The sequence below is a fragment of the Burkholderia sp. BCC1047 genome, from assembly GCF_902833155.1.
GTDB classification, from domain to species: domain Bacteria; phylum Pseudomonadota; class Gammaproteobacteria; order Burkholderiales; family Burkholderiaceae; genus Burkholderia; species Burkholderia sola.
This window is the reverse complement of record NZ_CADFEH010000022.1, coordinates 120,623-137,304: the sequence shown is the minus strand read 5'-3', so window position 1 is coordinate 137,304 and position 16,682 is coordinate 120,623. Positions and strand designations below refer to the sequence as shown.

Annotated in this window: 15 protein-coding genes, 1 tRNA gene and 2 riboswitches; of the genes, 9 read left to right on the top strand and 7 right to left on the bottom strand. The window is 67.7% G+C overall.

All coding sequences use genetic code 11. The annotated features are described in order from the left end of the window. Positions 1–93: 93 nt before the first annotated feature. Entirely contained in the window at positions 94–375 is a 282-nt protein-coding gene (locus HWX55_RS22445) for a hypothetical protein (RefSeq protein ID WP_175977328.1), read from the bottom strand. Positions 376–712: 337 nt separating this feature from the next. Beyond that, positions 713–788: transfer RNA gene (locus tag HWX55_RS22440), tRNA-Arg, on the bottom strand. A gap of 251 nt (positions 789–1,039) precedes the next feature. Between HWX55_RS22440 and HWX55_RS22435 the strand changes: the two genes are divergently transcribed. Further along, positions 1,040–1,927, top strand: coding sequence for a c-type cytochrome (locus HWX55_RS22435; protein ID WP_175977327.1), 888 nt, complete (start codon positions 1,040–1,042; stop codon positions 1,925–1,927). A gap of 110 nt (positions 1,928–2,037) precedes the next feature. Here the strand turns inward: HWX55_RS22435 and HWX55_RS22430 are convergent, their stop codons facing one another. Then, the gene (locus HWX55_RS22430) at positions 2,038–4,125 is read right to left on the bottom strand and encodes a UvrD-helicase domain-containing protein (RefSeq protein WP_175977326.1); all 2,088 of its coding nucleotides are present in this window, start codon (positions 4,123–4,125) and stop codon (positions 2,038–2,040) included. Between the two features lie 310 nt (positions 4,126–4,435). Between HWX55_RS22430 and HWX55_RS22425 the strand changes: the two genes are divergently transcribed. The 8 genes from HWX55_RS22425 (at position 4,436) to HWX55_RS22390 (ending at position 14,878) form a co-directional block, all read left to right on the top strand. Then, the gene (locus HWX55_RS22425; protein WP_175977325.1) at positions 4,436–5,143 is read left to right on the top strand and encodes an SGNH/GDSL hydrolase family protein; all 708 of its coding nucleotides are present in this window, start codon (positions 4,436–4,438) and stop codon (positions 5,141–5,143) included. A 315-nt stretch (positions 5,144–5,458) separates the two neighbouring features. Further along, the gene (locus HWX55_RS22420; RefSeq protein ID WP_175977324.1) at positions 5,459–6,511 is read left to right on the top strand and encodes an oxidoreductase; all 1,053 of its coding nucleotides are present in this window, start codon (positions 5,459–5,461) and stop codon (positions 6,509–6,511) included. A 207-nt stretch (positions 6,512–6,718) separates the two neighbouring features. Then, on the top strand, positions 6,719–7,084 hold the full coding sequence (locus HWX55_RS22415; protein WP_050015906.1) for a hypothetical protein: 366 nt from the start codon (positions 6,719–6,721) through the stop codon (positions 7,082–7,084). A gap of 114 nt (positions 7,085–7,198) precedes the next feature. Further along, a riboswitch (glycine riboswitch) is annotated at positions 7,199–7,302 on the top strand. A gap of 31 nt (positions 7,303–7,333) precedes the next feature. Then, positions 7,334–7,467: riboswitch (glycine riboswitch) on the top strand. Positions 7,468–7,550: 83 nt separating this feature from the next. Further along, positions 7,551–8,669 carry a glycine cleavage system aminomethyltransferase GcvT gene (gcvT, locus tag HWX55_RS22410; protein ID WP_175977323.1) on the top strand — a complete coding sequence of 373 codons (1,119 nt, stop codon included), beginning with the start codon at positions 7,551–7,553 and terminating at the stop codon, positions 8,667–8,669. Positions 8,670–8,792: 123 nt separating this feature from the next. Continuing rightward, positions 8,793–9,173 (top strand): glycine cleavage system protein GcvH, encoded by a 381-nt coding sequence (gcvH, locus tag HWX55_RS22405; RefSeq protein WP_124594428.1) that lies wholly within the window; start codon positions 8,793–8,795, stop codon positions 9,171–9,173. 61 nt (positions 9,174–9,234) lie between these two features. Then, positions 9,235–12,162 (top strand): aminomethyl-transferring glycine dehydrogenase, encoded by a 2,928-nt coding sequence (gene gcvP, locus HWX55_RS22400; protein WP_175977322.1) that lies wholly within the window; start codon positions 9,235–9,237, stop codon positions 12,160–12,162. 154 nt (positions 12,163–12,316) lie between these two features. Next, on the top strand, positions 12,317–13,459 hold the full coding sequence (locus tag HWX55_RS22395; RefSeq protein ID WP_124555777.1) for an alginate lyase family protein: 1,143 nt from the start codon (positions 12,317–12,319) through the stop codon (positions 13,457–13,459). A 30-nt stretch (positions 13,460–13,489) separates the two neighbouring features. Further along, positions 13,490–14,878 carry an L-serine ammonia-lyase gene (locus HWX55_RS22390; RefSeq protein WP_050015896.1) on the top strand — a complete coding sequence of 463 codons (1,389 nt, stop codon included), beginning with the start codon at positions 13,490–13,492 and terminating at the stop codon, positions 14,876–14,878. 67 nt (positions 14,879–14,945) lie between these two features. On the opposite strand, the gene HWX55_RS22385 is transcribed toward HWX55_RS22390, so the two are convergent. From HWX55_RS22385 to HWX55_RS22370, 4 genes are all read right to left on the bottom strand, one after another. Then, the gene (locus tag HWX55_RS22385) at positions 14,946–15,347 is read right to left on the bottom strand and encodes a type II toxin-antitoxin system VapC family toxin (RefSeq protein ID WP_175977321.1); all 402 of its coding nucleotides are present in this window, start codon (positions 15,345–15,347) and stop codon (positions 14,946–14,948) included. Beyond that, the gene (gene vapB / locus HWX55_RS22380) at positions 15,347–15,583 is read right to left on the bottom strand and encodes a type II toxin-antitoxin system VapB family antitoxin (RefSeq protein WP_012327630.1); all 237 of its coding nucleotides are present in this window, start codon (positions 15,581–15,583) and stop codon (positions 15,347–15,349) included. The genes HWX55_RS22385 and vapB overlap by 1 nt, the downstream gene beginning before the upstream one ends. A 118-nt stretch (positions 15,584–15,701) precedes the next feature. Next, on the bottom strand, positions 15,702–15,986 hold the full coding sequence (locus HWX55_RS22375) for a type II toxin-antitoxin system RelE/ParE family toxin (protein WP_175977320.1): 285 nt from the start codon (positions 15,984–15,986) through the stop codon (positions 15,702–15,704). Next, positions 15,983–16,444: a hypothetical protein gene (locus tag HWX55_RS22370; protein WP_175977319.1), complete on the bottom strand. Its 462-nt coding sequence runs from the start codon at positions 16,442–16,444 to the stop codon at positions 15,983–15,985. The genes HWX55_RS22375 and HWX55_RS22370 overlap by 4 nt, the downstream gene beginning before the upstream one ends. Positions 16,445–16,682 lie beyond the last annotated feature (238 nt).

Below are 16,682 nucleotides of genomic sequence, written 5' to 3'. Positions count from 1 at the left end.
GCCACGTCGATCACTCCGTTCCCCTGCCCGTTGCCGAGCAGGTCAGTGTTCTACGTGGGTCAATATTCGATGCAAATTACTGCGTAGGGTGGGTCAGGATTCCGTGCAAATCAACAGACCGTACGGCGTTTGCGCTACCCAATCTGGCCCTTTGGCCCGGTCCTCTGCGCTCGCGCAAGACATGACAATTTCAATCGGCTCCTCGATGGACGGATCGTCGTTCACGGCGACAGGCGTCAGGATCTGGCTAACAAATTCCTCCCCACCGGTTCCCGGTTTGAGGTGCATGTAGCAGTTGCCAATGTTTGAGAGCGTGATGTCGAAATACCATTTGAGATCGCGCTCGCGACGCGGCGGTCGGTATACGGTGTTCATGCGACTTCTTCTACCCGTCCGATGGAATCAATGATCGTGTTGCCCGCGCCAAGATCGCGACGGCACCTTGCTCTAAGGGACGCCGGAATGATACGCGTCACTCGCTTATTGGACAGGCTCTGCTGATGTAGCGACATCAGCCTCGTCATTGCAACGTTTAGGTCCGAGTCTGAGTGCGCTCACCGTGCTGGCAGCCACCGGGACGGCGACGAGAGAAAAGTAGCGGAGGCCGGCCTGCTCGAAAGATGGTATGCAGAGGGGTTTTCCGTACAATTTCCGTACGGCCGCAGAACAACTTCGAACCGCGATTTTAAGACCTTGTATTTACGGCATTTTTTGGCGCGCCCGGCTGGGATCGAACCAGCAACCCCTGCCTTCGGAGGGCAGTACTCTATCCATTGAGCTACGGGCGCGTGAGACAGCGAAGCGACCCCATATACAGGCCGCCCACGATTGGCAAGACGGCAAGGATACCCGGTTTCCCAAGACGCGTCCACCTTGCCCGCCGAATCGCCGCCGGACGGCCCTGCGTGCGGGTAAACACGCGCCATCGCGCCGCTCGCCGTGATGTAAACGTTCCGTCTATAATCGTCCGTGCTTCATTGGACTGCCATTTTGCCGTTGCACCGCGCTCACAATTCCTATTCATGGAGACGAGGCAAGCATGAGCGAAGCACCCCACGAATCTCCCGTCAAAACCCCCGGGCAGCTGATTGCCGTCATCATCGCGTCGTTCGCGATTCCGATCGTCCTGATCGTCCTGTTCGCCAATTACGCGAACCATGCATTCCGTTCCGGCGCCGGCACCGACGCGCTATCCGACCAGCAGGTCGCCGCCCGTATCGCGCCGATCGCGAAGGTCGACGTGAAGGACGCCAACGCGCCCCGCACGTACAAGACCGGCGAGGAAGTCTACAAGGCCGTCTGCGTGACCTGCCACGGCACCGGCGCCGCCGGCGCGCCGAAATTCGGCAACAAGGACGACTGGGCGCCGCGCATCTCGCAAGGCTTCGACACGCTGCTGAAGACGGCCCTCGCGGGCAAGGGCGCGATGCCGGCGCGCGGCGGCACGAGCCCCGACGACGTCAGCGACTATGAAATCGCCCGCGCGATCGTCTACATGGCCAACAACGACGGCGCGAACTTCCCCGAACCGGCCGCGCCGGCCGCCAACGCGGCGCAGCCCGCCAGCGGCGCACCCGCGTCGGGCGCCGACGCATCGAACGCGCAGGCCGCCGCGGCCATGGCCGCGATCGCCGCGATCCCGAAGGCCGGCGAAAAGCCCGCAGCAGCCCCGGCGGGCGCCGATGCAGCAATGGCCGGCAAGGCGCTGTACGCGTCGACCTGCCAGGCCTGCCATGCAGCCGGCGTGCTCGGCGCACCGAAGTTCGGCAACAAGGCAGACTGGGCGCCGCGCCTGAAGGAATCGATGGATACGGTCTACAACTACGCGCTGCACGGCAAGGGCGCGATGCCGCCGAAGGGCGGGTCGAACGCGTCGGATGCCGACGTGAAGGCGGCCGTCGACTACATGGTCAACGCGTCGAAGTAACGCGCCCGTACGGCCATCCGTAAAAAACCCCCGCGACGCCTTTGCATCGCGGGGGTTTCGTTTTGGTGTCGCCGGTTCATCGCGCCGTGACTAAGGCAGCGCCGCACCCATCACTTCTGCAGCAACGCCTTCAGGCTCGCAAGCCGGTCCTTCGGCGACATCGGCGCTTCTTCAGGCGTCGGCGGCGGCGCTTCGTCGAGCCCCATCTCCGGGATGAAGCGCGACGGTTCGCACACGACCGTCTCGCGCGCCCGCTTGCGCTTCTTGCACCAGTTCAGGTGCAGGCTGCGCTGCGCGCGGGTGATCGCGACGTACATCAGCCTGCGCTCCTCCTCGATCCGTTCGTTGTCGATCGGGCCGTCGTCGTCGCTGCCGCCTCGGTGCGGCATGATGCCTTCCTCGACGCCGACCAGGAACACGTGCGGATACTCGAGCCCCTTCGACGCATGGACGGTCGACAGCCGCACGGCGTCCGGGTCCTCGTCCTTGCCTTCGAGCATCGACATCAGCGCGACGGTCTGGATCAGGCCGAGCAGGTTCTTGCCCGTATCGGCGAGGCCGTCCGCGTTGTGGAAACCGTCGGCCTCGCCGTCGACGGCCTCCGTCTCGGGCTTCGTGCCCTTGCGCTTCAGCCATTCGAGGAATTCGAGCACGTTCTGCCACTTCGACTGCGCCTGCCGCTCGTCGAACGCGTCGTACAGGTACGCCTCGTAGTGGATCGCCTCCATCATGTCGTCGAGCACGACGGTCGCGGGCTCCTTGTCCGCGCGCTCGGTCAGGCGCTGGATGAAGTCGCAGAACATCCGCAGCGGCTCGACCTGGCGCGCCGACAGCCGCGCCTCGATCCCGCCCATGTACACGGCCTCGAACAGCGACACCTTCGCCTGCCCCGCGAACGAGCCGAGCGCCTCGAGCGTCGTGTTGCCGATGCCGCGGCGCGGCGTGGTGACGGCGCGGATGAACGCGGGATCGTCGTCGGCGTTCGCGATCAGCCGCAGGTACGCGCACAGATCCTTGATCTCGGCCTTGTCGAAGAACGACTGGCCGCCCGACAGCACGTACGGGATCCGCTCGCGCCGCAGCACCTGTTCGAAGATGCGCGCCTGGAAGTTGCCGCGATACAGGATCGCGTAGTCGCGGAACTGCGCGCGCCGCTCGAACTTGTGCGCGGACAGCCGGAACACGACCGATTCGGCCTCGTGCTCCTCGTCGTTGCACGCCGTGACGGTGATCGAGTCGCCCATCCCGTGCTCGGACCACAGCTTCTTCTCGAACAGCTTCGGGTTGTTCGCGATCACGTTGTTCGCGGCGGTCAGGATCCGCACCGTCGACCGGTAGTTCTGCTCGAGCTTGATCACGTGCAGCTTCGGGAAATCCTTGCCGAGCTGCGCGAGGTTCTCGAGCGTTGCGCCGCGCCAGCCGTAGATCGCCTGGTCGTCGTCGCCGACCGCCGTGAACGCGGCGCGCGGGCCCGCGAGCTGCTTCAGCAGCTCGTACTGGCACGCATTGGTGTCCTGGTACTCGTCGATCAGCAGGTAGCGCAGCTTGTTCTGCCAGCGGTCGCGCACCGGCTCGTTCTTCGCGAACAGCTCGGCAGGCAGGCGGATCAGGTCGTCGAAGTCGACCGCCTGGTACGCGTGCAGCGTCGCCACGTAGTTGCGGTAGACCAGCGCGGCCTGGTGCTCGTCCTCGTTGGCCGCGATCGCCATCGCCTCGTCGGGCATGATCAGGCCGTTCTTCCACAGCGAGATGATGCTCTGGATCTTGCGGATCAGCCCCTTGTCGGTCGTGCCGAGCTGCTCCTGGATCATCCCGAAGCAGTCGTCGGAATCCATGATCGAGAACTGCGGCTTCAGCCCGACGTGCTCGGCCTCCTGGCGCAGGATCTGCACGCCCAGCGAGTGGAACGTGCAGACGGTGAGCTGGTTGACGGGCACCTTGCGGCCTTCCTTGCCGGGCGTGGTGAGCGTCTTGCCTTCCAGCAGCTTCGACACGCGCTCGCGCATTTCGGCGGCAGCCTTGTTCGTGAACGTGACGGCGGCGATATGGCGCGGCTCGAAGCCTTTCGCTTCGATCAGGTGCGCGATCTTCTGCGTGATCACGCGAGTCTTGCCGCTGCCCGCGCCGGCGAGCACGAGACAGGGACCGTCGAGATAGCGCACCGCTTCATTCTGAGCGGGATTCAGGCCTGCGGACATGATGGCGGATGGTGTTGCTGGTTGACGGCGGAGGGCCGGGAGGATGCCGTGCGCGACAGGCTGGTGAAGCAGGCGGACACGCAGGCAGGACGCGCATGTTAACACGTCGGCGGGGCGTATTTCGGGCGCGCGGCCGGACGGGCGCGGGCAGGCTTGCCGGGCAGGCGCCCCCTGTCCGTTCGGCGGGGTCGTGCCTGTCCGCTCGGCCAATCTGGCCCCGTCCGCGCCGGGATCGGACACAATATGCACTCCCCCGGCGCCACCCGCGCCGGCCCGCTTCAATTTGCCTGAACCGTCACCGGATCGACTCATGGGATACCCGTTCGCCACCGCCGCCCTCGGCCCGCTGCTGTTCGTGCAGGGGCGCTACGTGCGCCGCGTCACGCCGCGGCTGCCCGAGGCGGCCGGCCCGCGCGACGGCGTGGCCGGTGACGGCCCGCCGCTGCGCGTGCTGGTGGTCGGCGATTCGGCCGCCGCGGGCGTCGGCGTCGCGACGCAGCACGATGCGCTCGCCGGGCAACTGGCGAACGCGCTGGCGGTCACGCACCGCGTGCGCTGGAAACTGCTCGCGCGCACCGGCCTGACCACGCGGGAGCTGGTCGACTGGCTCGCCGCCGAGCCGGCCGAGCCGTTCGACGTGGCCGTCACGTCGCTCGGCGTCAACGACGTGACGGGCGGCGTGCCGCCCGCACGCTGGCTCGCGCAGCAGGCCGAGCTGGTCCGGCTGCTCGCCACGCGCTTCCAGGTCGGGCACGCGATCCTGTCGGCGGTGCCGCCGATGGAGCGCTTCCCGGCGCTGCCGCAACCGCTCGCGTGGTATCTCGGCCTGCGCGCGAGGCGGCTCAACGCGGTGCTCGCAGGCTGGGCCGGCACGCAGCCGGACTGCACGTTCCTGCGGGTCGACCTGCCGCTCGAACGTCACCTGATGGCCGCCGACGGCTTCCATCCCGGCGCATCGGCTTGCGCCGTGTGGGCCGCGCAGGTCGCGGCCGCCGTGCGGCAGCGGGTGGGCGCATGACGCGGCACGCTACGGGCCGGTTGGCCGCCACGGCTCGCCGCGCGGCGCGCGCCATGTCACGCCACGCGGAGAGCCGCGAACCGAGCAGAGCCAAGCCGAAAGCCGAGCGGCGAGAGCCGAACGCCAGGCAGTCGCGCTGCCCGGCACCCGATCTCGCGCAAAATGCCGGCATTCCTTGCGCAGTTGCCGCATCACATCGCGCGTTTCGCCCGACGCGTCTGTGCAAGCGGCGGCGCCATGCCAAAATAGCCGGTCGTCTCCGCGCCGCCGCTCCGGCGCGCCATCCTTTAGTTTCCTTCGCAGCCAGGAATTGCCATGTCGTCATTGCTCAGGATTGGTTTGATGGGTTTCGGTTTCGCCGGCGCGACGTTCCACGCGCCCGTGATCGCCACGAGCGGCCGCACTGAAGTCGCCGCGATCGCGACGGGTCAGTCCGATCGCGCGCACGCCGCGTATCCGGGCGCGCGCATCGTCCCCGACCTCGACACGCTGCTCGGCCTCGACGATATCGAATGCGTGGTGATCGCTACGCCGAACGACACGCACTTCACGCTCGCACGCCAGGTGCTCGAAGCGGGCCGCCACGTGGTCGTCGACAAGCCGGTCACGCTCACCGCCGACGAGGCGCTCGCGCTCGCACGGCTCGCGAACGCGCGCAGCCGGCTGTTCGCGCCGTTCCACAACCGCCGCTGGGACGGCGATTTCCTCACCGTGCGTCGCGTCGTCGAATCGGGCGAGTTGGGCCGCGTCACCTACTTCGCGTCGCACTTCGACCGCTTCCGGCCGACGCCGCGCCCGCGCTGGCGCGAGGAGCCGGCCCGCGGCGGCGGCCTGCTGCTCGACCTCGGCCCGCACCTGATCGACCAGGCGCTCGCGCTGTTCGGCACGCCGGAAACGGTGAGCGCCACCGTCAAGACGCGCCGCGACAACGGCACGGCGCCCGATTTCGTGCACCTGCTGCTCGGCTATCCGGACAAGGACGTCGCGCTGCATGCAAGCGCGCTGTCGGCGATCGAACCCGCGCGCTTCACGCTGCACGGCACGCGCGGCAGCTATCAGAAGTTCGGGCTCGACACGCAGGAAGACCAGCTCAAGGCCGGTCTCACCGCCGACGACGTCGAATTCGGCGGCGGCAACCCGCCCGGCCTGCTGCGCGTGCTCGACGGCGACCTCGAAGTCGAACGTCCGGTGCCGACGCTCGACGGCCAGTACGCGGAGTTCTACCGCGCGCTCGCCGCGTCGATCCGCGACGGCGCGCCGTTCCCGGTCACAGCGCAGGACGCGGTCGACGTGATGACGATCATCGAGCTCGCCGCGCAGAGCGAACACGACGGCCGCCGGGTGCCGTTCGTGCGCCGTACCGTCTGATGGCCGCCGGCCGGGTCGCTGCCGGCCCGGCCGCCCATCGCGCCACGCCGCCACGCGCCGGCGGCGGCGCTGCGTCAGCCGCCAATCGGCCCGCCGGCACGGTCCCAACATTCCGTTACAAATGGTGCGGGAACGAAAGTCAGCGGTCGTCCGGTCTGACGCGTTTCTCAAAAAGTCGATTCGACACTTATCCGTCAGGAGAATGTGATGCAACGGTTGATTCGCGCAGCGGCATGCTGCGTCCTGGTTTCCTCGCTCGCGGCGTGTGTCGTGCAACCGCAGCGGCCGGTCCGGCAGGCGCCTCCGCCGCCGCGACCGAATCCGCAGGTCGTCGCGAACGACCGCATGCAGGAGGTCCAGGGCCGGATCGACAATCTGCATCGCCGGATCGACGCGCGCGTGAACGGCGGCTACTACCCGCCGCCGTACGGCGCGCAGTTGCACCACCGCCTCGACGTGATCCGCCAGGAAGCGAACGACATGTCGGCCCAGCACAACGGCGGCCTGTCCGGCGACGAGCAGCGGGTGCTGAACCAGGAACTCGACACGGCCGCACGCGCGATCGGCGAGTAACGCGCCGGCGCCCGCCGGAGCGGAGAAAAGCGGCGGCGCCGGCCGCCGCCGCTTGTCGCGAAGCGACATTCTTTTGCTCAAATTGACAATGCCGACCCGCTCGCGTACAGTCGCCCGCACGCGTCGGGAGAGCGTGTGACCGGGTCGTTCCGATACCGGTTGCGCCGCCGAAGGGGCACACCCGCAAACTCTCAGGCAAAAGGACCGACCGCGTCGGGGAACCGCGTCCGCGCACTGCGCGCACGACACTCCCCGCACTCTGGAGAGCGGCAGTAGCCCGCAGCGCATTGGCTGCGCGGGCAAGCTGCCCACCGAAGGGGCGCGCGTTCGCCGGGCTTTGCCCGCAGCGCAATCTCTCAGGTATCGAGGACAGAGGGGCATGTACCGGATCGCTCGAGGCCATCGGCTGCGGCGGTCGGCACATGGCCGTTCTGATCCGCGCGCAAGCGCCTTGCCTGAGGCCTCGATGACTGCACTGAATCACACCCCGCTCAACGCCGCGCACCGCGCGCTCAATGCCCGCATGGTCGACTTCGGCGGCTGGGACATGCCCGTCAACTACGGCTCGCAGATCGAAGAACACGCAGCCGTGCGCACCGACGCCGGCATGTTCGACGTGTCGCACATGTGCGTCGTCGATTTCACCGGCAGCCGCGTGCGCGCATTCTTCGAGCATGCGATCGCGAACCACGTCGGCAAGCTCAAGACGCCCGGCAAGGCGCTCTACTCGTGCCTGCTCAACCCGCAGGGTGGCGTCATCGACGATCTGATCGTCTACTACTTCACCGAAGAATTCTTCCGCGTGGTCGTCAACGCCGGCACCGCCGAGAAAGACATCGCGTGGTTCAACCAGCTGAACGAGCAAGGCGGCTACGGCCTGACGATCGCGCCGCGCCGCGATTTCGCGATCGTCGCCGTGCAGGGTCCGAACGCCCGCGAAAAGGTCTGGGCGACGGTGCCGTCGGCCCGCGCCGCCACCAGCGAGCTCAAGCCGTTCAACGCCGCGCAGGTCGCCGGCACGCCGTTCGGCGATCTCACCGTCGCGCGCACCGGCTACACCGGCGAAGACGGCTTCGAAGTGATCGTCCCGGCCGTGCACGTCGTCGCGCTGTGGGATGCGCTGCAGCAAAACGGCGTGCGGCCGTGCGGGCTCGGCGCGCGCGACACGCTGCGCCTCGAGGCCGGCATGAACCTGTACGGCCAGGACATGGACGACACCGTCTCCCCGCTCGACGCGGGCCTCGCGTGGACGGTCGACCTCACCGCGCCGCGCGACTTCGTCGGCCGCGCCGCGCTGGAAGCCAACGGCACGCGCGCCGCGTTCGTCGGCCTGATCCTGCAGAAGGAAAACGGCAAGGCGGGCGGCGTGCTGCGCGCGCACCAGAAGGTCGTCACGCCGCACGGCGAAGGCGAGATCACGAGCGGCACGTTCTCGCCGTCGATGCAGGAATCGATCGCGTTCGCGCGCGTGCCGACGGCCGTCCAGATCGGCGACATCGTCCAGGTGCAAATTCGAGACAAGAATCTTCCCGCGCGCGTGGTAAAACTGCCGTTCGTGCGCAACGGCAAGGTCCTCGCTGCGTAACGACCGGGAGGCGGCCGGGCCGCCTCCCGGCCAGCCGGGAGATGGCGCCCGGCGCAACCCCATCCGGCGCACCATGGCGGCGCGCCAGCAAAACGAACACACCCTTTTATCCAGGAGCATCCGATGAGCAACGTCCCGGCCGATCTGAAGTACACCGACGAACACGAGTGGATCCGCACCGAGGCAGACGGCACGCTGACGGTCGGCATCACCGATCACGCGCAGAGCACGCTCGGCGACATCGTCTTCCTCGAGCTGCCCGAAGTCGGCAAGTCGGTAAGCGCGGGCGACGCCGTCGGCGTCGTCGAATCGGTGAAGGCGGCCTCCGACATCTACTCGCCGGTATCCGGCGAGATCGTCGCCGTCAACGAAGCCGCCACCGATGCGCCGGAAGAAGTGAACGGCGACGCATACGGCGTGTGGCTGTTCAAGATCAAGCTCGCGGACGGCGCATCGACCGACAAGCTGATCGACGCCGACGCGTACAGCAAGCTGATCGACTAATTTTCCTTACCCGAACCGCGTGCGGCCGGGCAGCCGGCCCGCGCGGGACCAGAGTCACGCCATGAAGCTCGAACACCCGGACCGCCTGATGAACCGCACGCCCCTCTCGCTCGCCGCGCTCGAAACGCACGACGCGTTCGCCGAACGCCACATCGGCCCCGACGCCGCCAGCCAGCAGGCCATGCTCGACACGCTCGGCTTCGCGTCGCGCGCCGCGCTGATCGACGCCGTGATCCCGGCCTCGATCCGCCGCGCCGAAACGCTGCCGCTCGGCCCGTTCGCGCAGCCGAAGAGCGAGGCCGAAGCGCTCGCCGCGCTGCGTGCGCTCGCGGACAAGAACCAGGTGTTCCGCTCGTATATCGGCCAGGGTTATCACGACACGCATACGCCGGCCGTGATCCTGCGCAACGTGCTCGAAAACCCGGCGTGGTACACGGCCTACACGCCGTACCAGCCCGAAATTTCCCAGGGCCGCCTCGAGGCGCTCCTGAACTTCCAGCAGATGGTCGCCGACCTGACGGGCCTCGCGATCTCGAACGCATCGCTGCTCGACGAAGCCACCGCCGCGGCCGAAGCGATGACGCTGCTGCAGCGCACCGGCAAGCCGAAGTCGAACGTGTTCTACGTCGCCGACGACGTGCTGCCGCAAACCCTCGAAGTGATCCGCACGCGCGCGCTGCCGATCGGCATCGAAGTGAAGACGGGCCCGGCCGCCGAAGCAGCTCAAGCGAACGCATTCGGCGTGCTGCTGCAGTACCCGGGCGTGAACGGCGACGTGCGCGACTACCGCGCGCTCACCGAAGCGATCCACGCGGCCGGCGGCCACGTGGTCGTCGCGGCCGACCTGCTCGCGCTGACCGTGCTGACGCCGCCCGGCGAATGGGGCGCCGACGTCGCGATCGGCAACACGCAGCGCTTCGGCGTGCCGATGGGCTTCGGCGGCCCGCACGCCGCCTACATGGCCGTGCGCGACGAATTCAAGCGCCAGATGCCGGGCCGCCTCGTCGGCGTGACGGTCGACGCGCAGGGCAAGCCCGCGCTGCGCCTCGCGCTGCAGACGCGCGAACAGCACATCCGCCGCGAGAAGGCGACGTCGAACGTGTGTACCGCGCAGGCGCTGCTCGCGATCATGGCCAGCATGTACGCGGTCTACCACGGCCCGCACGGCCTGAAGACGATCGCGCTGCGCGTGAACCGCATCGCGGCGCTGTTCGCCGCCGGCGTGAAGCAGCTCGGCTTCGCGACCGTCAACGACACGTTCTTCGACACAGTGACGATCGACACCGGCGCGCGCACCGCGCAGATTCACGCATTCGCGAACGCGAAGCGCATCAACCTGCGCCGCGTGAGCGACACGCAAGTCGGCGTATCGGTCGACGAAACGACGACGCGCGACGACCTCGCCGATCTCCTCGACGTGTTCGCGCAGGCCGCGGGCGGCACCGCGCCGGCCGTCGATGCGCTGGACGCGGGCCTCGGCGGCGTCGCCGCGCTGCCGGCCGGCCTCGAGCGCACGAGCGCGTACCTGACGCACCACGTGTTCAACCGCCACCATTCCGAAACCGAAATGCTGCGCTACCTGCGCAGCCTGTCGGACAAGGATCTCGCGCTCGACCGCTCGATGATCCCGCTCGGCTCGTGCACGATGAAGCTGAACGCGACGTCCGAAATGCTGCCGGTCACGTGGCCCGAGTTCGGCGGCATCCATCCGTTCGCACCGGCCGAGCAGACCGTCGGCTACCGCGAGATGATCGACCAGCTCGAACAGATGCTCGTCGCGGCCACCGGCTACGCGGCCGTGTCGCTACAACCGAACGCAGGCTCGCAGGGCGAATACGCGGGCCTGTTGATCATCCACGCGTACCACGCATCGCGCGGCGAAGGCCATCGCGACGTGTGCCTGATCCCGGCATCCGCGCACGGCACGAACCCGGCGTCCGCGCACATGGCGGGCATGAAGGTCGTGGTCGTCGCGTGCGACGCGCAGGGCAACGTCGACATCGCCGACCTGAAGGCGAAGGCCGAGCAGCATGCGGCGAATCTCGCGGCGATCATGATCACGTATCCGTCGACGCACGGCGTGTTCGAGCAGAACGTCCGCGAGATCTGCGAGATCGTCCACGCGCACGGCGGCCAGGTGTACGTCGACGGCGCGAACATGAATGCGATGGTCGGCCTGACCGCGCCCGGGCAGTTCGGCGGCGACGTGTCGCACCTGAACCTGCACAAGACCTTCTGCATCCCGCACGGCGGCGGCGGCCCGGGCGTCGGCCCGGTCGCGGTCGGCGCGCACCTCGCGCAGTTCCTGCCGAACCAGCGCTCGACCGGCTACGCCCGCGCGGAAGACGGCATCGGCGCGGTGTCGGCCGCGCCGTACGGCTCGGCGTCGATCCTGCCGATCTCGTGGATGTACATCGCGATGATGGGCGCGAAGAACCTGACCGCCGCGACCGAAACCGCGATCCTCAACGCGAACTACATCGCGAAGCGCCTCGCGCCGCACTATCCGGTGCTGTATTCGGGCCCGGGCGGGCTGGTCGCGCACGAGTGCATTCTCGACCTGCGTCCGATCAAGGAAACGAGCGGCATCAGCGTCGACGACGTCGCGAAGCGCCTGATGGACTACGGCTTCCACGCGCCGACGATGAGCTTCCCGGTGCCTGGCACGCTGATGGTCGAGCCGACCGAATCGGAATCGCAGGAAGAACTCGACCGCTTCATCGCCGCGATGATCGCGATCCGCGAGGAAATCCGCGCGGTCGAGGAAGGCCGCGCCGATCGCGAGGACAACCCGCTGCGCCACGCGCCGCACACGGCGGCCGTCGTCACCGCGAACGAATGGCCGCACGCGTACTCGCGCGAGCAGGCTGCGTACCCGGTCGCGTCGCTCGGCACGAACAAGTACTGGCCGCCGGTCGGCCGCGCGGACAACGCGTACGGCGACCGCAACCTGTTCTGCTCGTGCGTGCCGATGTCGGATTACGCATAACGCCCGTCTCGCGCCGGAGCGTCCGACCGTGACCCCACCGCACGCAGCCGCCGGTTGCGTGCGGTTTTTACGTTCGCCGCCCGGCCAACCGTTTCACGCTCACCCGCCAATCCGGCTAACATCACACGCGATCCAGCCAATGAAGGAGTTCCGCATGGTGCGTCCGATGTTTCCGGGCCAGGGTGCAACGGCGCGGCGGCCGCGCCCGCGCGCAGGCCGCTACGTGCCGATGCTCGTCGCATCGCTGTCGCTCGCCGCCGCCGGCCTCGGCGTGTCCGGCAATGCGCTCGCCGCGATGAATTTCTGCGCGGCGCCGGCGCTGCAGTCGAGCGAGACGACGCACGCCGAGCCGGGCGTGCAGGCGCTGATTCGCAGCGTCGACGCGCGCATCGGCGAGCAGCCGAAGGCCATGGCGCGCGTGCACACCGAGGGCACGCTGCCGCATGAAGGCATCTACGACCAGAGCGAAGCCGCGCTCAAGGACATGGACCTGATGCGCGATGCGGCGCTCGCGTGGCGCGTGACGAACGCGCCGCGCTACCTGCAACTCGTCGACCGCTTCCTGTCCGCGTGGGTTTCGACCTACCAGCCGAGCTTCAACCCGATCGACGAGACGCGCTTCGACAGCCTGATCGTCGCGTACGACATGACCGCGAGCGCGCTGCCGGTGAAGACGCGCAACGCGACCGCCGCGTTCATCGCGAAGCTCGGCGCCGGCTACGTCGCGCAGGTCGACGCGCAGAAGCGCCCGCTCACCGGCACCTGGCGCAACAACTGGCAGAGCCACCGGATCAAGCTGATCGCGCTGTCCGCGTTCACGCTCGGCGACCGCAAGATGATGAACGCCGCGCAGCGGCTGTTCGTCGAGCATCTCGCCGACAACATCGGCCCGGACGGCAAGACCTGGGATTTCGAGGAACGCGATGCGCTGCATTACGCGGTCTACGATCTGCAGCCGCTGGTGACGGCCGCGCTCGCCGCGCGCCGCTTCAACCGCAACTGGCTGCGCGAGCGCGGCGCGAACGGCGCGACGCTCGCGGCCGCGCTCGACTGGCTCGTGCCGTACGCGCTCGGCGAGAAAACCCACGAGGAATTCGTGAATTCGCCGGTGCCGTTCGACGCGAAGCGCCGCGAGGCCGGCTTGCCGGGCTACACGGGGCAGTGGGACCCGAAAAACGCCACCGAACTCTTTCATCTGGCCGCGCGGCTCGACGGGCGCTATGCCCGCGTCGCGCAGCAGCTTTCCCCAACGCCGCCCGCATGGCTCGCCGCGTGCCTGCCATTGCAGGCGCGCTAGCACCATTCTTACAGCAAGGCAGGTATCGAAATGGCAGTCAGCGTGTTTGACCTCTTCAAGATCGGCATCGGTCCGTCCAGTTCGCACACGGTCGGACCGATGCGCGCGGCGCTGATGTTCGTCCAGGGCCTCGAGCGCGACGGGCTGCTCGCCGCGACGGCCCACGTGAAGGTCGAGCTGTACGGCTCGCTGGGCGCCACCGGCAAGGGCCACGGCACCGACCGCGGCGTGATGCTCGGCCTGCTCGGCGACGCGCCCGACACCGTCGATCCCGACACGATCGACGCGCGGCTCGAAGACGTCCGCAAGACGAAGCAACTCGCGCTGCTCGGCACGCATCCGGTGCCGTTCGTGCTGAAGGAGAACATCGCGTTCTATCGTCAGGCGCTGCCCGAACATCCGAACGGGATGAAGCTGCGCGCGAGCGACGCGAACGGCGCGGTGCTGGTCGAGCGTACCTATCTGTCGGTCGGCGGCGGCTTCGTCGTGACGGCCGGCGCACCGAACACCAAGGTGCTGAGCGCGGCCGAGCAGATGACGCACCCGTTCCGAACCGGCGCGGAGCTGCTCGCGCTGACCGCGTCGACCGGCAAGTCGATCGCGCAGCTGATGTGGGAAAACGAGCGCGCGTGGCACACCGACGAAGAAACGCGCGACGGGCTGCTGAAGATCTGGGCCGTGATGCAGTCGTGCGTGTCGCGCGGCTGCGGGATCGGCAATCCAGACGCCGACGGCAACCTGCCCGGCCCGTTCCAGGTCAAGCGCCGCGCGCCGCAGCTGTACCGCACGTTGACGGGCAGCCCGGAGCGCGCGCTGCAGGACCCGCTGTCGATGATCGACTGGATCAACCTGTACGCGATCGCGGTCAACGAGGAAAATGCGGCCGGCGGCCGCGTCGTCACCGCGCCGACCAACGGCGCGGCCGGCATCATCCCGGCCGTGCTGCACTACTACACGCGCTTCACGCCCGGCGCGAACGAACAGGGCGTAATCGACTTCCTGCTGACGGCCGCCGCGATCGGCATCCTGTACAAGCTCAACGCATCGATTTCGGGCGCGGAAGTGGGCTGCCAGGGTGAAGTCGGGGTGGCCTGCTCGATGGCGGCCGGCGCGCTCGCGGCCGTGCTCGGCGGCACGCCGCAGCAGGTCGAGAACGCGGCCGAGATCGGGATGGAACACAACCTCGGCCTGACCTGCGACCCGGTCGGCGGGATGGTGCAGATCCCGTGCATCGAGCGCAACGCGATGGCGTCGGTAAAGGCCGTCAACGCGGCGCGCATGGCGCTGCGCGGCGACGGCTCCCACTACGTGTCGCTCGATTCGGTGATCAAGACGATGCGCGAGACGGGCGCCGACATGAAGACCAAGTACAAGGAAACGTCGCGCGGCGGGCTGGCGGTGAACATCGTCGAGTGCTGATGTCCGACCCGGCGGTGGCGCGGGGTGGATCGATACCCCGCATTGCCGCCGGGCATGGCGCCCGACGCTAGTCGTTCAGCCAGTTCTCCAGTCGCAACCCCGGATAGCTGACGAAATCCCGCTCGTTGTTGGTGACGAGGACGACATCGAGCGACACCGCATGCGCGGCGATCAATTTGTCGAGGTGATCCTTCTTCCGCTCGCGAGTCGCCTCCCGGATCGGACCATACGCTTGCGCTGCCGGGGCGTCGAAAGGCGCGACGGGAATATCCTCGATCAATGCGGCGAGATTGCGGCGCTCCCGGGCAGGGCTCGCGCATGCGGTCACGCCGTATTCGAGCTCCGCATAGGTGATCGCCGACATGACGACGTCGCCCGTGTAGCACTGCGCAAACCGTCTCGCGACCTGCTCCGGCTGATTTTTCATCAGATAGATGCACATGTTGGTGTCGAGCATGAAGCGCGGCATCACAAACCCTCGCGTTCGGCCTGCTCGTGGTCGCCACGCCCTTCTGTCATGAAGTCCGGCCCGAATTTCGCGAACTTCTCCAGTACCTGAGTCAAAGGCCGCCGCATCGGCCGAATGCGGATTTCGTCACCGACGCGTTCGATTTCCAGTTCGATATCGCTGCGCTCATAGGCAAGGTCCGCAGGAATACGCACAGCCTGCGAGTTGCCGTTCCTAAATACCCTCGTGGTATGCATGTCGATCTCCGACCGGATGTACATTGTATGTACATTATCCGATGCGGGCCGAGATGTAAATCCATGTGTGTACATATCAGTCTTCCCTTGGCTAACGAGCCGGCAATGAATACGCGCCTCACGGCCACTGCCGTCGCGCATGCAGCACGCGGAGGATCTCCACGATGCCCTCGGTCGGCCGGATGCGATACACGACCGCATAGTTCGGCGCGATCACCAACTCGCGCGTGCCGGCCACCCGCCCTTGCCGATACAGTTCGGCGTGGGCCGGTAACGCCGCGGCCCTTTCTTCCAGCCGTTCGTCGAGTTCGAGTGCGGCCAGCGGGTCGTCCTCGGCGATAGTGTCCATGATCGCGGCGCGATCCTCGTACGCCTTCGGATTCCAGTGCAACGCGAGGGTCAAGAAGCATCCCCACGCTTGCCTGCAAGCCGCTCACGCAACGCCGCACGGCGCAACGCGAAGTCGGCGCTGACTTCGGCGTCCGGAATCGACGCACGCGGGTCGTCCAGCGCCTGCTGCACCTGCTCGCGAAACCAGCGATCGTGGGCCGCCGCCTCGTGTGCCGCTTTCAACGCCGCCGCGCGATCGGGCCGGGTCGCCCGGCCGGCCGCATCCGGATCGAACGCCGACGCGTCCACGTCGAACCGGCTGATGCCGATGTCGCGCAGAAAGCCGACCAGCGTTTCAAAACGGCGAAACACCCGCACGTCGCCGCGCTTGGCCGACAGGAAACGGTCGTGTGCGCCGCACCGGGCCGAGAGCGCCCAACCGTTGCCGCAACCGACCACGCGGGCCGCGCGCACCGCGCCGGCTTCGACCAGCTCCGTCAGCGTCTTTTGATCGATCGTTTCAGTCGTCATGGCTCTCGCCCCTTCTCCCCTCGTTCGCTAAAATTTTACTATTGAACGGCATCCCAGTTTATTGTTATTTGGCAGACTCACTTTCCGGCTCGAGACACGCGTCGGGCCGCCATCCGTAGCGCTCACTTTCTCCCGTCACGCAAGCATGCACAAGCTGGCCGGATGGCCAACCGAAGCCAGCACGCAATCCCCGAACCGCCCAGCGTTCCGACACTTTTCAGCCGCCGTCGCACCGGCC

What these genes read in the sequence shown, in the direction of transcription:
- HWX55_RS22445 (WP_175977328.1), bottom strand. Translation starts at nt 375, where the DNA reads ATGAACACCGTATACCGACCGCCGCGTCGCGAGCGCGATCTCAAATGG.
- HWX55_RS22435 (WP_175977327.1), top strand. Translation starts at nt 1,040, where the DNA reads ATGAGCGAAGCACCCCACGAATCTCCCGTCAAAACCCCCGGGCAGCTG.
- HWX55_RS22430 (WP_175977326.1), bottom strand. Translation starts at nt 4,125, where the DNA reads ATGTCCGCAGGCCTGAATCCCGCTCAGAATGAAGCGGTGCGCTATCTC.
- HWX55_RS22425 (WP_175977325.1), top strand. Translation starts at nt 4,436, where the DNA reads ATGGGATACCCGTTCGCCACCGCCGCCCTCGGCCCGCTGCTGTTCGTG.
- HWX55_RS22420 (WP_175977324.1), top strand. Translation starts at nt 5,459, where the DNA reads ATGTCGTCATTGCTCAGGATTGGTTTGATGGGTTTCGGTTTCGCCGGC.
- HWX55_RS22415 (WP_050015906.1), top strand. Translation starts at nt 6,719, where the DNA reads ATGCAACGGTTGATTCGCGCAGCGGCATGCTGCGTCCTGGTTTCCTCG.
- gcvT (WP_175977323.1), top strand. Translation starts at nt 7,551, where the DNA reads ATGACTGCACTGAATCACACCCCGCTCAACGCCGCGCACCGCGCGCTC.
- gcvH (WP_124594428.1), top strand. Translation starts at nt 8,793, where the DNA reads ATGAGCAACGTCCCGGCCGATCTGAAGTACACCGACGAACACGAGTGG.
- gcvP (WP_175977322.1), top strand. Translation starts at nt 9,235, where the DNA reads ATGAAGCTCGAACACCCGGACCGCCTGATGAACCGCACGCCCCTCTCG.
- HWX55_RS22395 (WP_124555777.1), top strand. Translation starts at nt 12,317, where the DNA reads ATGGTGCGTCCGATGTTTCCGGGCCAGGGTGCAACGGCGCGGCGGCCG.
- HWX55_RS22390 (WP_050015896.1), top strand. Translation starts at nt 13,490, where the DNA reads ATGGCAGTCAGCGTGTTTGACCTCTTCAAGATCGGCATCGGTCCGTCC.
- HWX55_RS22385 (WP_175977321.1), bottom strand. Translation starts at nt 15,347, where the DNA reads ATGCCGCGCTTCATGCTCGACACCAACATGTGCATCTATCTGATGAAA.
- vapB (WP_012327630.1), bottom strand. Translation starts at nt 15,583, where the DNA reads ATGCATACCACGAGGGTATTTAGGAACGGCAACTCGCAGGCTGTGCGT.
- HWX55_RS22370 (WP_175977319.1), bottom strand. Translation starts at nt 16,444, where the DNA reads ATGACGACTGAAACGATCGATCAAAAGACGCTGACGGAGCTGGTCGAA.